Origin of the sequence: Streptomyces sp. NPDC002680 (assembly GCF_042889145.1) — a bacterium.
GTDB lineage: Bacteria > Actinomycetota > Actinomycetes > Streptomycetales > Streptomycetaceae > Streptomyces > Streptomyces adonidis.
In genome coordinates, this window is record NZ_JBIAQP010000004.1 from 164,091 (window position 1) to 178,208 (window position 14,118).

General features: G+C 72.5%; 13 protein-coding genes. 8 read left to right on the forward strand and 5 right to left on the reverse strand.

Going from position 1 to position 14,118, the window contains the following annotated elements:
* Positions 1–110 precede the first annotated feature (110 nt).
* The gene (locus ACFYXF_RS13025; protein WP_389349604.1) at positions 111–1,328 is read right to left on the reverse strand and encodes an acyl-CoA dehydrogenase family protein; all 1,218 of its coding nucleotides are present in this window, start codon (positions 1,326–1,328) and stop codon (positions 111–113) included.
* A 137-nt stretch (positions 1,329–1,465) separates the two neighbouring features.
* Between ACFYXF_RS13025 and ACFYXF_RS13030 the strand changes: the two genes are divergently transcribed.
* From ACFYXF_RS13030 to ACFYXF_RS13060, 7 genes are all read left to right on the forward strand, one after another.
* Entirely contained in the window at positions 1,466–2,254 is a 789-nt protein-coding gene (locus ACFYXF_RS13030; protein WP_389349605.1) for an enoyl-CoA hydratase/isomerase family protein, read from the forward strand.
* Between the two features lie 71 nt (positions 2,255–2,325).
* Positions 2,326–2,958 (forward strand): hypothetical protein, encoded by a 633-nt coding sequence (locus ACFYXF_RS13035; RefSeq protein WP_389349606.1) that lies wholly within the window; start codon positions 2,326–2,328, stop codon positions 2,956–2,958.
* Positions 2,955–5,576, forward strand: a complete 2,622-nt coding sequence (locus ACFYXF_RS13040) for a putative PEP-binding protein (protein ID WP_389349607.1) — start codon at positions 2,955–2,957, stop codon at positions 5,574–5,576. Before ACFYXF_RS13035 ends, ACFYXF_RS13040 begins: the two co-directional genes overlap by 4 nt.
* Positions 5,573–6,691 carry an acyl-CoA dehydrogenase family protein gene (locus ACFYXF_RS13045; RefSeq protein WP_389349608.1) on the forward strand — a complete coding sequence of 373 codons (1,119 nt, stop codon included), beginning with the start codon at positions 5,573–5,575 and terminating at the stop codon, positions 6,689–6,691. The genes ACFYXF_RS13040 and ACFYXF_RS13045 overlap by 4 nt, the downstream gene beginning before the upstream one ends.
* Positions 6,692–6,712: 21 nt before the next feature.
* The gene (locus ACFYXF_RS13050; RefSeq protein WP_389349609.1) at positions 6,713–7,147 is read left to right on the forward strand and encodes a Zn-ribbon domain-containing OB-fold protein; all 435 of its coding nucleotides are present in this window, start codon (positions 6,713–6,715) and stop codon (positions 7,145–7,147) included.
* Entirely contained in the window at positions 7,144–8,298 is a 1,155-nt protein-coding gene (locus ACFYXF_RS13055; RefSeq protein ID WP_389349610.1) for a thiolase family protein, read from the forward strand. The genes ACFYXF_RS13050 and ACFYXF_RS13055 overlap by 4 nt, the downstream gene beginning before the upstream one ends.
* A gap of 16 nt (positions 8,299–8,314) precedes the next feature.
* Complete coding sequence (locus ACFYXF_RS13060; RefSeq protein WP_389349611.1) at positions 8,315–9,019, forward strand: SDR family NAD(P)-dependent oxidoreductase; 705 nt, start codon at positions 8,315–8,317, stop codon at positions 9,017–9,019.
* Positions 9,020–9,025: 6 nt separating this feature from the next.
* Here ACFYXF_RS13060 and ACFYXF_RS13065 read toward each other — a convergent pair whose 3' ends face one another.
* Positions 9,026–9,733, reverse strand: coding sequence for a TetR/AcrR family transcriptional regulator (locus tag ACFYXF_RS13065; RefSeq protein WP_389349612.1), 708 nt, complete (start codon positions 9,731–9,733; stop codon positions 9,026–9,028).
* Positions 9,734–9,877: 144 nt separating this feature from the next.
* Here ACFYXF_RS13065 and ACFYXF_RS13070 point away from each other — a divergent pair, with 144 nt between their 5' ends.
* Positions 9,878–10,492, forward strand: coding sequence for a TetR/AcrR family transcriptional regulator (locus ACFYXF_RS13070; RefSeq protein WP_389349613.1), 615 nt, complete (start codon positions 9,878–9,880; stop codon positions 10,490–10,492).
* A gap of 34 nt (positions 10,493–10,526) precedes the next feature.
* On the opposite strand, the gene ACFYXF_RS13075 is transcribed toward ACFYXF_RS13070, so the two are convergent.
* From ACFYXF_RS13075 to ACFYXF_RS13085, 3 genes are read right to left on the reverse strand one after another with little or no spacing between them, the layout of a single operon-like run.
* Entirely contained in the window at positions 10,527–12,008 is a 1,482-nt protein-coding gene (locus ACFYXF_RS13075; RefSeq protein ID WP_389349614.1) for a 2-oxo acid dehydrogenase subunit E2, read from the reverse strand.
* Positions 12,005–13,027, reverse strand: a complete 1,023-nt coding sequence (locus ACFYXF_RS13080; RefSeq protein ID WP_389349615.1) for an alpha-ketoacid dehydrogenase subunit beta — start codon at positions 13,025–13,027, stop codon at positions 12,005–12,007. The genes ACFYXF_RS13075 and ACFYXF_RS13080 overlap by 4 nt, the downstream gene beginning before the upstream one ends.
* 5 nt (positions 13,028–13,032) lie before the next feature.
* Positions 13,033–14,058: a thiamine pyrophosphate-dependent dehydrogenase E1 component subunit alpha gene (locus ACFYXF_RS13085; protein WP_389349616.1), complete on the reverse strand. Its 1,026-nt coding sequence runs from the start codon at positions 14,056–14,058 to the stop codon at positions 13,033–13,035.
* Positions 14,059–14,118: the final 60 nt, after the last annotated feature.

The window sequence follows — 14,118 nt, forward strand, 5'->3', positions numbered from 1 at the left end:
ACACCAGGTCCGCGGTCCCGGGGCGTCCGGAGGCGGACCCCGCATCGGCCGGGGGAAGCTGGGCGAATTCCTCACGCCCCCGCCTTACGTCTCCCGCGTCGACGCCGTCATCAGCCGTCGACAGCACCCGTCTGCGGTTGTCGGTAGGGCCGCACCGCTCGGCGCGCTATGGCGAAACGGTGTGTCTCCGACGGGCCGTCGTAGATGCGGAACGGTCGTACCTCCCGGTACAGGCGGGCCAGCGGGGCGTCGGCCGCCGAGATGCCGAGGGCCCCGCAGATCTGCACCGCCCGGTCGACCACCCGGTTCACCGCCTCGGCCACGAAGGTCTTGGACACCGAGGTGAGCTGCGAGGCGGAGGCGGAGCCGGTGTCCAGCTCCCAGGCGGTACGCAGGATCAGGGCGCGGCTTGCCTCGATGTCGATCTCGGAGTCGGCCAGCATCCCCTGGACCATGCCCAGGTCACCCAGCGCCGAACCGAACGCCATCCGGCTCCCCGCCCGCTCCAGCGCGACGTCCTGGGCGCGGCGGGCAGCTCCCAGCCAGCGCATGCAGTGGGTCATCCGGGCGGGACCGAGCCGGACCTGGGCGCCTTGGAAGCCGTGGTCGACCACGCCGAGCACCTGCTCCTCCCCCACCACGCACTCCTCGAAGAGGATCTCGCTGTGCCCGGCGAAGAGCGACTCGTCGAGGGTCTCGATGTTGCGGACGATGCGCATGCCGGGTGTGCCGGCGTCGACCAGGAACATGGTGGCGCCGCCCGGGTCGCCCGGGCTGCCGGAGGTCCGGGCCATGACGATGGCGAAGCCGGCTCCCTGGGCACCGGTGATGAACCACTTGTGCCCGTCGATGCGCCAGCCGCCGGGAACCCGGGTCGCGGTGGTCCGCAGTGAGCGGGGGTCGGCACCCGCTCCGGGAGCCGGTTCGGTCATGGCGAAGCAGGACCGTGTCTCGCCCGCGGCGAGCGGACGCAGGTACTTCTGCTTCTGCTCCTCGGTGGCCACCTTCTCCAGCAGATGCGCGTTGCCCTCGTCCGGGGCCGCGCAGTTCAGCGCCAGCGGTCCGAGCAGTGAGTAGCCCGCCGCTTCGAACACCACCGCCTGCCCGCGCAGGTCGAGCCCGTGTCCGCCCCAGCGCGTCGGTATGTGTGGGGCGAACACACCTGCCTCGCGGGCGGCTTTCTGCAGGGTCTCCCGCAGTGCCTCGGGTGCGTCGTGCACCGACCCGCCGCACTCGCGCTCGGCGGGGATGACCACCTCGCGCACGAACTCGGCCGTCGACGCGGCGAGTCGGGCGACGGTCGGATCGACATCGAACTGGATGGGCACGGGGCCTCCCACCGACGGGCGTACGGGCATCGGCTCCCGTCGCGTTCTAGAAACTGTATAGCTTCTTTAGTATCTTGCCGGGAAGCATCCGGCGAAGGGAAGCGCCCTGCGACCGGAAGTCGACAGGAGAAACACCCATGAGCCTGCCCGTGAGCACCGACCCGGTCCGGATGGTCCGCCACCCCGACGGGGTCGTCGAGGTGAGGCTGGACGCCCCCGGGCGGGGCAACGCCCTGGACCTGGGGACGGCCGAGGCGCTGCGGGACACGGCCCGCGAAGTGGCCGCGGACCCTGGCGGCGCGGTCCTGCTGCGGACGGCGGGCGGCAGCTTCTGCGTGGGCGGTGACCTGCGCGCCTTCGCCGGCCGCGGCACGGAGACCGGCACCTATGTGCACGCCGTGGCGAGCGCGGCGCACACCGCGATACAGGCCCTGTACGAACTGCCGGTGCCACTGGTGACCGCCGTGCGCGGTGCCGCTGCGGGCGGCGGGATCGGTCTCGCCCTCGTGGGCGACATCGTCCTGGCGGCCCGGTCCGCGCGGTTCCGGCTGGCGTACACGGCGATCGGACTCACACCGGACTGCGGGGCGTCGTGGTTCCTGCCGCGCCTGGTGGGCCCTCGCCGGGCGGCGGACCTGATCCTGACCAACCGCGTCCTGACCGGCGACGACGCCGAACGGTGGGGCCTGGTCTCCCGGTGCGTGGACGACGAGGAACTGGACGAGGCGGCACACCGGACCGCGGCCGATCTGGCCGCCGGCGCCACCGGCGCACTGCGCGCCGCGAAGCGCCTGCTGCGCGCGGACGCCGGTGACGAACTGCGCCACCACCTCGCCGAGGAGGCACGGTCGATCGCCGCCCTGGCGGACGGCCGGGAGGCGCAGGACCGCATGGCGTCGTTCCTCGCCGGGAAAAGTGTTTCTTGAGTACCTCTTCACTAACCTGCCCGCCGGGGCGTAACCTCCGGGCAACACAGAACCGAGCAAAAGGTGTGGCGATGCAATCTGCTGCCGTGGACCTTCCGGACGCACCCGGCGAACCCCTCATGGAGGCCGTCGTCGACCTCGTTCTGCGTGGCATGTGGCGCGGTCGGCCGGAGTCCGAGCACCGTCCGCTGGTCGATGCCGGGCTGGCGATGGTCAAGGGGCCGGTGGTGCTGCCGACCGAGCGTGCCAAGGCCGCGGCCGCGCAGCTCCTGCGGGTTCCCGCCGGCTCCGAGCAGGAGGAGCGGATCACCGCGGCGTACGAGGCCTTCCTGCCGGTCAACCGGAAGATCCGGGACGTGTGCACGGCATGGCAGTGCCGCCCCGACGGCACCGCCAACGACCACTCCGACGACGTCTACGACGCCGGGGTGCGCGAGTCGCTGGAAGACGTGCACGAGGCCATCCAGCCTGTGCTGCGCCGGCTGGACCAGGTGCTCGCGGGGAGCGGGCGGTACCTGACGGCGCTGGAGGAAGCCCTCGACCGCTTCGACGACGGCGCGCCGGCGTGGCTGGCCTCGCCGCTGTGCGACTCGTACCACACCGTGTGGATGCGGCTGCACCAGGAGCTGCTGCTCGTGCTGGGCATCAGCCGGGCCGAGGACGAGGCCCGCGAAGAGGAGCTGGTCACAGGGAGCCGGGGTTGAGCGTCACCGACCGCGAGGCGGGCCTGCTCGCAGAGTCCGGGGCGCCCCTCGCGCCCTCCGGGACCCCCGGGGCATCAGCAACCACCGCTGCTCCCGGCCGGACCCTGGTGCCCTACGGGCAGGGGCAGAGCCGGGGCCTCTACGCCGACGAGCTGGGCACGCACGGCGCGGCGATGGACCGGCTGGTGGCCCTGGGGCTGCCGGTCGTGCCGGGGCTCACCGTGCCCGCCGGCGCCGCCGCGTCGCTGTGCGAGACCGGCACCGCCGAAGCCGCCGTCGAGTTGGTCGAACAGCTCTCGGGGCGGCGCATCGGGGACGCGGCCCGGCCGCTGCTGCTGCGTCTGTCGGCGAGCGCGCCGACCGAGATCGCCGGACTGCCGCCCGACCTGGCCTGTCTCGGCATCGCCCCCGCTCGTGCCGACGACCTGTGCGCCGTCATCGGACGTGCGGACGCGCTGTACGAGGTGTGGGCCACCACGGTGCGCATGATCGCCGAGTACGCCCTCGACGTGCCCGCCGCCGTGCTCGACGACGCACTCCTGGACACGCCAGGACCACGGGCACGAGTGGAGGTGCTGCTGTCCCTGGTGGCGGAGCACGGCTCCCGGCCCTTCCCCGACGACCCGGCGCAGCAGCTCGCGCTGGCCGCCCGCGCCCTCCTCGGCCGATGGGACTCGCCGCGCGCGAGAAGGTCCCGCCGGTCCCAGCGGCTCCCCGCCGAGCTGGCCGTCGCCCTGCATGTGCAGGCCCTGCGCATCGGCCCGGCGGACCACTCGGGCTACGGCACGGCCGTCAGCCGCGACCCCGAGACCGGCCGCCTCTCCCCCCGGGGCTCCTTCTTCCGGGGTGTGCGCCGCAGCGCCCCGCCGCCGCACACCGGTGAGCCGTTGGAACGGCTCGCGGGCGGCACCGCGCTGCTTGAGCACTCCCTGCTCACCCTGGAGCGCCATCTGCGCGCGCCGGTGTCGGTCGACTTCGAGGTGCGCGACGACGAGATCTCCCTGCTCGCCGCCTCGGCTCAGCTCCGCCCGCCGCTTCGGGCCTCGGTGTGCCTGGCGGCGGACCTGGCCCGGGACGGGGCGCTCGGCCGCGAGGAGGCGGTACGGCGGATCACCCCCGCGCAGGTGCAGGAACTGCTGCACCCCCAGCTCCGGCTGACCGGCGGTGAGGAGCTCCTGGTAAAAGGGCTGCCCGCATCGCCGGGGGCGGCGACCGGAGCGGTCGTGCTGTCCAGTGAACGTGCCCTCGAACTGGCCGCGGACGGTACTCGGGTCGTGCTCGTGGCCGCCGAGACGAACCCGGGGGACGTCCCCGGGATGCTGGCCTCCGTCGCCGTACTGACCGGCAGCGGCGGCATCGCCTCGCACGCCGCCGTGGTGGCACGGGGCGCCGGCAAGCCCGCCGTGTGCGGCGCCGAGGGGCTGCGCGTGGACCCGGCCGCCGGGACCGTCCGCTTCGGGGAGCGGGTGGTACGCGAGGGCGACCCTGTCTCGCTGGACGGCCGTACCGGCGCCGTCTACGCGGGGACGCTGAGCGTCAGCGTGGCCGGGCCGCCGCCCGAACTGTCCACCCTGCTGGAGTGGGCGGACGACACACGCCGACTGGGCGTGCGGGTCAACGCCGACACGGCCGCAGAGGTGGAGACCGCCCTGGCCCTGGGCGCGGAGGGTGTCGGTTTGTGCCGTACGGAACACCAGTTCCTCGGCGAGCGGCTGCCGCTGATCCGCCGGGTGCTCCTGGCCGCCGACCCGGCCGCCCGCGACGAGGCGCTGCTGGCGCTGGAGCACGCCCAGCACGAGGACTTCACAGCGCTGCTGACCGCCGTGGGAAACCGTCCGGTGACCGTGCGCCTGCTGGACGCCCCGCTGCACGAGTTCCTGCCCGCCCCCGGGCAGGCCCTGGACGCGGCCGAGGAGCAGCGGGCCGCCGCGCTGCGCGAGGCGAACCCGATGCTGGGGCTGCGCGGGGTGCGGCTGGCTCTGCTGCACGAGAGGCTCTACCCGGCGCAGGCCGAGGCGCTCTTCACCGCCTGGGCCGATGTCTCCGCCACCGGGGTCCGGCCGGAGCTGGAGGTGATGATCCCGCTGGTCAGCCTGCCGGAGGAACTCGCCGCCGCAGCCGCGTACGTACGCGGTGCCGCCGATGCGGTCGCCGCCCGCACCGGCGTGGAGGTCCCGTACCGGCTCGGCACGATGATCGAGACGCCGCGGGCGGCACTGCTGGCCGGCGAACTCGCCGAGCACGCCGAGTTCTTCTCCTTCGGCACCAACGACCTCACCCAGCTCACCTACGGGTTCTCCCGGGACGACGTCGAACGCCAGGTGCTCGCCAACTACCAGGAGCGCGGGTTCCTGACCGCCAGCCCGTTCGCCCGGCTCGATCCGCACGGGGTCGGTGCGCTGATCGCCCTGGCGGTCGAGCGGGCACGGGCGGTACGGCCCGGCATCAAGCTGGGCGTGTGCGGTGAGCACGGCGGAGACCCCGAGTCGATCGCCTTCTGCGACGGCCTCGGTCTCGACTACGTCTCCTGTTCCGCGCACCGCGTGCCGGTGGCCCGGATGGCGGCAGCACACAGTGCCCTGCGGGAGCGGTACAACGAGAGCGGGAGCGCACGATGACGAGCACCGTGACCGACAGCACTGCCTTGTCGGACACCGAGCTGGAGGATCTGCGCGAGACCGTTCGGTCGGTGTGCGCGGACGCCGGCGGCACCGCCGCGGTACGGCGGTTGTCCGAAGAGGCTCCCGGCATCGACGCCGGGCTGTGGGACGCCCTCGGCGGACAGGTCGGCCTCGCCGCCCTCGGTCTACCCGAAGCGGCGGGAGGCATCGGCGGCCTCGCCGAGATCGCCGTCGTCTGCGAGGAGTTGGGCAGGACCCTGGCGCCGGTCCCGCTGCTGTCCTCCACCGTACTGGCCGGGCAGGTGCTGGCCGGCTGCGGTACGGCCGACAAGGCGCTGTCCAGGCTGGCCGAAGGCACCGTGCACGCCCTGGCGGTGGCCGCGCCCGACGGGACATGGCGGGCCGACGCCGTGCCGGTGGCCGTCTCCTGGCAGGGCGGCGTCCCGCTGCTGGACGGCACCGCGCCGTTCGTCCTCGACGGCGCCGATGCCCAGGCGCTGGTGGTGGCCGCGGCCGGAACCGACGGCGTCGACCTCTTCCTCGCCGACCCGCGCGAGCCGGGGGTCACCGTGCGCCGGGTACCCACCCTGGACCTCAGCCGGGGCCAGGCGGTGGTCACCTTCAACGGTGCCCGGGTCCGGACGCTGACCGCCGGCGGCGAGGGGGCGGACATCGTCTCCCGCGCCCTGGACGTGGCCCTGGTGGCGCTGGCCGCCGAACAACTGGGCGGAGCACAGGCCGCGTTGGACATGACGGTGGCCCATGTGCGCGACCGTACCCAGTTCGGCAGGGCGATCGGCGGCTTCCAGGCGGTCAAGCACGCCTGCGCCGACATGCTCCTCCAGGTCGAGGCCGCCCGGTCGGCCGTGGTGCGCGCGGTCCGGACGGACGGCTCGCCACAGGCGCTGGCCGAGGCGGCCGCGGTGGCACAGGCATGGTGCGGCGAGGCGTTCGTCGCCGTCGCCGCCGAGTGCGTGCAGCTCCACGGCGGGATGGGCTTCACCTGGGAACACGACGCGCACCTGTACTTCCGGCGTGCCCAGTCCGACGCGGTCCTGCTGGGCGGCGCCGCACACCATCGTGAACGGCTGGCCGGGCTGCTGGCCTGGTGACGTCGTGGAAGGCGGAACGGCATGACCACCAGGCTCATCGACGAGTCCTTGTTCGAGAACGGCGAGTACGACGGCGGGGATCCACCGCGACTCACGGGCGCCCGCTGCTCCGCATGCGCGACTGTCGTCTTCCCCCGGCAGAACTCGTGCCCCAGGTGTCCGGACGGGACCATGGCCGCGCACGTGCTGCCGGTGAGCGGGCGGGTCTGGTCGTGGACGCTCCAGACGTTCCCGCCGAAACCGCCGTACCGACCGCCGGCCGGCGGCCACCGGCCGTACCACGTGGGCTATGTGGACCTCGGTGAGGTGCTGGTGGAGGCGCGGCTCGCGGTGCCGCGCCCCGAGATCCGGATCGGTCTGCCGGTCCGGCTGACCACGGTGCCCGCGTACCGGGACGAGGAGGGAACCGACGTGATGACCTTCGCGTTCCGCCCGGAGCCGGACGGTGAGCGATGAGCGGGCCCGACGACGTGTACGTGGTCGGCTGCGGGATGCATCCCTTCGGCCGCGACGAGAGCGTCACCGGAATGGACATGGCCGAGCGTGCGGTGCGCGAGGCACTCGCCGACGCCGGTGTCGGCTGGGAGGACATCGGCTACGCGGCCGGCGGCTCCGACGTGTCCGGCAAGCCCGACACACTGGTGGGCCGACTGGGCCTGACCGGAGTGCCGTTCGTCAATGTGCAGAACGGCTGCGCGACCGGTGCCTCCACCGTGCTCGCCGTGGCCAACGCGCTGCGCGCCGGCGAGGCCTCCCTGGGACTGGCGGTGGGGTTCGACAAGCACGAGCGGGGCGCGTTCCACGTGTCCGCCGCCCGCTACGGCCTGGGCGACTGGTACGCCGAGACCGGCATGATGCTCACGACGCAGTTCTTCGCGCTCAAGACCCAGCGGTACCTGTACGAGCACGGGATCTCGGAGCGGGCGCTGGCGACGGTCGCCGCGCGGGCCTTCCGCAACGGCTCCGACCACCCCCTGGCCTGGCGGCGCAAGCCGCTGACGGAGCAGGAGATCCTGGACTCCGCCGAGGTCAGTCCCCCGCTCACCCAGTACATGTTCTGTTCGCCGGGGCAGGGCGCGGCGGCGCTGGTGCTCGCGCTCGGCGACCGGGCGTTCGACCTGTGCGAACGCCCGGTCAGGCTGGCGTCGTTGGCCTTCCGGACCCGGCGGTTCGGTTCGTTCGAGGTGTTCTCGCCCTGGCTGCCACCGGGACCGCACCGCAGCCCCAGCGTCGACGCCGCGGAGGCGGCCTTCCGCTCGGCGGGGGTACGGCCCGCCGACGTACAGGTCGCCCAGTTGCAGGACACCGACAGCGGCTCGGAACTGATCCACCTGGCGGAGACCGGACTGTGCGGCCACGGCGAGCAGGAGGAACTGCTGGCCTCCGGGGCCACCGACCCCACGGGCCGCGTACCGGTCAACACCGACGGCGGCTGTCTGGCCGGCGGCGAGCCTGTCGGCGCCTCCGGGCTGCGTCAGTTCCACGAGGTCGTACGGCAGTTGCAGGGCCGTGCGCCCGGTGTGCAGGTACCGGGCGCGCCCCGGGTGGGCTTCACCCATGTGTACGGGGCGCCCGGCATCAGCGCCTGCTCGGTCCTGACGGTGTGAGAGGCGGCGGCGAAACATGCGGCAAGGTGGCAGAACCGCGCTGGTGACCGGCGGGGCACGCGGCATCGGCCTGGAGATCGGCCGACAGCTCGCGGACCGGGGACTGCGAGTCCTGATCGGGGCGCGACAACGTAAGGCGACCGAGGAGGCGTGCCGCGCCATCGGCCCGGCGGCACTGCCGCTGGCCCTGGACGTGACCTCCGCGACGAGCGTCAGGGACGCGGTCCGCGAGGCACGGGAGCTGACCGGCGGGATCGACGTCCTCGTGAACAACGCGGGAGTGTCCCTGGACGGGGACCTGCGACCCCCGTACGTCGACGAGGACATCCTGCGCGCGACCCTGGACACGAACCTCACCGGCGCCTGGCGCGTGGCACAGGCCGTCGTCCCGGGCATGGTGGAAGCCGGCTACGGCCGGGTCGTGAACCTCACCAGCTCGTACGGTTCGCTGACGCTGATGGACTCCGGCCGGCACCCCGCCTACCGGATCTCCAAGACGGCGCTCAACGCACTGACCCGGATGCTCGCGGCCGAACTGGCCGGCACGGGGGTCCTGGTCAACGCCGCCGACCCCGGCTGGACCCGCAGCGGCATGGGCGGCCCGTCCGCCCCGCGCGGGCCGGAGGAGGGTGCGGACACCCCGGTCTGGCTGGCGACCCTTCCCGAGGGCGACGGGACGACGGGCGGGCTGTTCGCCGACCGCGGGCCGCTGCCCTGGTGAACCGTCTCAGCTCCGTGACGTGGCCGACTCCACCGACTGAACCAGCTGCTTCGGCTGTGTCGGCTGTGTCGGCTGTGTCGGCTTCTGCTCGGCGGCGACGATGCGCAGCGCCAGTTCCCTGACCGCCTCCAGAACGGACCGGGAGGGCAGCTTGGACAGCGGTCCGCCCTCCGCCCTCAGGGCAGTGACCAGCATGGTCGTACTGATCAAGGTACGGACCGCGAGCGCCTGGGCCGCGTGCCGGGCCTTCGCCGCCCGGGGGCTGCGCGTGGTGCCCTCGGGCAGATAGTCGTAGCCGCGCTGGATGTGCCGCTGCTCGAACTCGTCCCGCAGCACCTTGACGCTGCCGTTGGCGGAGGCCATCTGGACCTGGTAGAGCCGGGCCTCGTCCGGGTTCTGCTCCACCCACTCCCACACGGCGTCGATGACGCGGACCAGACCCTCCGCGTCACCCGGCTCGGACTCCGGCCGGGCCACCTCCACGACCGCGTTGAGCTGGTCGAAGACCCGGCGCATGGCGAGTTCGAGCAGCTCCTCCTTGCCGTCGAAGTGGTAGTAGACGGCCGTGGGTACCACCTGGGCCTCGTCGGCGATGTCCTGGATGCTGGTCTCCGCGAAGCCGTTACGGCCGAACACCCGTACGGCGGCGGTGATGATGTGCTGCCGCCGCGAGGGTCGGTGGGCGGGCTGCTTGCCGTTCTTCGTGGTGGCCATCATGCTCCCTGCCGACTGGCGCGAACCCCGCGTCCGTGGGCCCTGCGTACTGATCAGTGTATCCAGTAACTCCGGCCGTCCATCCGCATAATTCCTGCTGCGTGTTGGTCTCTGGGGCACCGGGATCCCGGCATACTTGACAGCATGACGACATCCGGAACCCGCGCAGCTCACCGCCCCTCGCGCAAGCAGTGGGTGATCGAGGCGGCCACGGAGCTGTTCGCCACGCAGTCGCCGGACGAGGTGACGGTGGCCGACATCGCCGCCCGTGCCGAGATGACCTCTGCGGCGGTGTACTACCACTTCTCCTCCAAGGACCAGATCCTTGCGGCGGCCATGCGGGCGTTCGCCGGCGCGCTGCGCGAGCAGTTGCAGGCGATCACGCAGGCCCACGAGCCCGGCTCGGACATCGGAGCGTCCGTCACCACGCTGCTGGCCTGGCTGGGCGAGCACCGGTCCGCCGCCACCGTGTTCTTCGTGTCGTCGGCCGGTATGAGCCAGGACTCGGAGGCCCTGCGCCAGGAGAGCCGTACGGAGTTGCTGGACGAGCTGGTGCGGTTGATCCGCAAGGCCCGCGGTTCCGTCTCCGACGCCGAGGCGGCGGTGATCGGCCTGGGCCTGCTGGCGCTGCTGGAGACCGCGGCGATCTCGCAGGTCCGGGGCGACGACGTCTACCGGTCGCTGGGGCACCGTTCCTTCGTCCGCGAGGTCGGCGAGCTCGCGGAGCGGATCGCCGACCCGGCCACACAGGCCTCGTGATCTCACAGTTCTCGTAGGCCCCACAGACCTCGGATCACACCAGCAGGCGAAGGGGCTTGCTCAGCAACTCACCGACCGTGCGCAGATACTCGGCGGCCGGCGCCCCGTCGACGGCACGGTGGTCGAAGGTGAGGCTCAGGGTGAGCACCCGTGTTCGCAGCGGCCTGTCGTCCACCCACTCGACGCCGTCCCTGAGCCTGCCCACCCCGAGGATCGCGACATTGCCGGGGTTGATCACGGGGGTGAAGAAGTCGACGCCGTATCCGCCGAGCGAGGTGACGGTGAAGGTGGCCCCTTCCAGCTGGGCCGGGGAGATCCGCCCCTCGCGCGCGGCCTCGGCCAGGGCCCTCGACCGGCGGGCGATCCCGGGCAGCGGCAGCGCCACCGCGTCCTCGATCACGGGGACCATGAGGCCGCCCGGGACGGCCACCGCGAAGCCCAGGTGGATGCCGTCGAGCAGATGGACGCCGACCTCCCGCACCGTCGCGTTGAGCAGTGGGTGCTCGCGCAGGGCCAGGGCGGCGGCCTTCAGCAGGAAGTCGTTGAGGCTGGGCACCGGCAGGTCGCTGTCGGCCCACTCCTCCTTGAGCTGGTCCCGCAGAGACACCACCGCGTCCATCCGCACCTCGTAGCCGTGCGTCAGCTGTGCCATCTCCTGGAGGCTGGCGTGCATCCTGCGGGCGATGGTGCCGCGCATTCCGGTGAGCGGAAGGACGTCGCCGGCCTGAGGAGCCGCCGCCGCGTTCCGGCGAACAGGCGCCGGCGTGACGGCGTCGAGGTCGGACCGGCGGATCCGGCCGCCCGGCCCGGTGCCGTTCACCTCGGAGAGGTCGATGTCCCGTTCCTTCGCCAGCTTGCGGACCAGCGGAGAGGTGGGGGTACCGCCCTGCGGGACAGACGCGACCATGTCGTCGGGGACGGCCGCGAGGAACTCCTCCACGTCCTCGGAGACGATCCGGCCGCCCGGTCCCGTGCCACGTACGGCGGTGAGGTCGACGTCGGCGGCCACGGCGACGCGCCGGGCGTTGGGTGAGGACAGCAGCCGGCCACCGGTGCCGTTGACGGAGCGCGCCGCGCCGGCATCGCCGATGCCGGGGGCCGCGCCGGTGCGGGTGAAGGCAGGCAGGACGCCCGTACCCGCACCGCCGCCGAGGGCAGACACGGCGGCGGTACCCGCAGCGCCCCCGTTCAGGGCGGGCTCCGCGGCCGTAGCCGTGCCGGGCCCGGACCCGGCGGGCATCGGCGTACCCCCCGGGTCCGGAGGCTGCTCGCCCTCGGCCAGCAGCCAGCCGATGAGAGCCCCGGCCGGCAGGGTGGCCCCCGCCGGGGCCACCGGGTGGAACAGTCCTCCGGCCTCCGCCTCTACATCGACGTCGACCTTGTCGGTGGCCAGCCGCAACAGCGCGTCGCCCTCCGCGACGGCCGCGCCGGTGGGCACCAGCCATTCGTCGATCGTGCCTTCCTGCATGGTCAGGCCGATCTTCGGCAGCAGAACCTCGACCGCCACGTCGGTCACGACCTTTCGAGGAGACGCCGGCAGCCCTGGGCGATGCGGGCGCGATCGGGCACGTACGCCTTCTCCAGGACCGGGGAGAAGGGAACCGGGGAGAAGGGGGCGCCGATGCGCAGGACCGGCGCGTCCAGGTAGTCGAAGACGACGTCCTGGATCTGGGCGGCGATCTCCGCCCCGAGCCCGCCGAAGGTGACGGCCTCGTGCACCACGAGCACCCGGTTGGTACGGCGGACGGAGGCGAACATCGTCTCGGTGTCCAGGGGTTGCACGGTGCGGGGGTCGATCACCTCGATCTCCACACCCTCGGCGGCGAGTTCGTCAGCCGCCGCGAGGGCCTCCCCCACCATGCGGCCGAGGGCGATCACCGTGACGTCGGAGCCCTGGCGCGCGGTGTGCGCCTGGCCCAGCGGGATGCCGTAGATCTCCTCGGGCACCTCGCCGCTGCTGCCGAGCAGGACCTTGTTGAGCATGACGACGACCGGGTTGTCGTCCCGGATGGCCGAGACGGTCAGGCCCTTGGCGGTGTACGCATCGCTCGGCATCACCACCTTGAGGCCGGGCACGTGGGCCAGCCAGGCCTCCAGGCTCTGGCTGTGCTGGGCGGCGGCACCGAGGCCCGCGCCGGAGGCGGTGGTGATGGTGAGCGGCACGGACAGCCCGCCGCCGAACATGTACTTCATCTTCGCCGCCTGGTTGACGATCTGGTCGAGGCAGACGCCGATGAAGTCCATGAACATCAGGTCGACGACAGGACGCAGACCCCGGGCGGCGGCTCCCACGCCGAGGCCGACCAGGGCCGCCTCGGAGATCGGGGTGTCGATCATGCGGCGGGGCCCGAACTCGTCGAGCAGGTTGTCGAACATACGGAAGACGCCGCCGTATCCGGCGACGTCCTCGCCGGCGACGAAGACGTTCTCGTCCTCGCGCATGGCCTGCGCGAGGCCCTCGTTGAAGGCTTTGACGTAGGTGAGTTTGCGCGTGGCGACGGCCGGTGCCTCGGTGGTGGTGGTCATGGCAGTCATGGCGGTCATCCTGAATAGACGTTGAGCAGCAGGTCGGCGGGGTCTGGCAGCGGGCTCGCCTCGGCGTACGCGATGGCGTCGGCGATCTCGTCGCGCGTGCGCCGCCATACGTCGTCCAGTTCCGCGCGGGTCGCGGTGCCGTCGGCGACCGCACGGGCCTCGATCAGGTCGATGGGGTCGCGGGTCTTCCACTCGGCGACCTCCTTGTCCGAGCGGTAGGGATGGCGCAGGCCCTTGACGCCCTGGTGGTCGAAGAAGCGGTAGGTCTTGGCCTCGATCATCATCGGGCCCTCGCCGCGCCGGGCCCGCTCGACGGCTTCGGCGGCGGCGCGGTGGACGGCGACCGCGTCCATGCCGTCGACGATGACGCTGGGCATGCCGTAGGCGGCGGCCCGGTCGGCGACGTCGGTGAGCAGCATGTGTCCGGACTGCGGGGTGAACTCGGCGTAGCCGTTGTTCTCGCAGACGAATACGACGGGCAGGCCGAGGATCGCGGCCATGTTGGCGCCTTCGTGCCAGGCGCCGATGTTGGTGGCGCCGTCGCCGAAGAAGGTGACGGCGACGTTGTCCTCGCCCTTGTAGCGGGCGGCGAAGGCCGCGCCGACGGCGATCGGGACGCCTGCCCCGACGATGCCGTTGGCGCCGAGCATGCCGCGTTTCAGGTCGTTGATGTGCATGCTGCCGCCGCGGCCGAGGCAGGCGCCGGTGACCCGGCCGTACAGCTCGGCGTACATCTCGCGGAAGCCCACGCCCTTGGCGACGGCGTGTCCGTGGCCTCGGTGGGTGGAGGTGATCTGGTCGTCGTCGCGCAGGGCGGCCATGACGCCGGCGGCCACGGCTTCCTGGCCGACATACAGGTGCAGGAAGCCGGGGAGTTTTCCCGCTTCCATGAGCTTTCCCGCCTCGGTCTCGAACAGCCGGATGCGCACCATGCGCTCGTGCAGGTCCTTGACGACCTGCGGGCCGACCGAGCCGACCTCTGGGCTGACCTGCGGGGATTTCTTCGACGCCGTTGACGCTCGTTGAGCCATCGTCCGCCCCTTCGTCCGAGGGAGGTTGCCAAGCAATCGGACTTACTTGTGCTGGTCTAC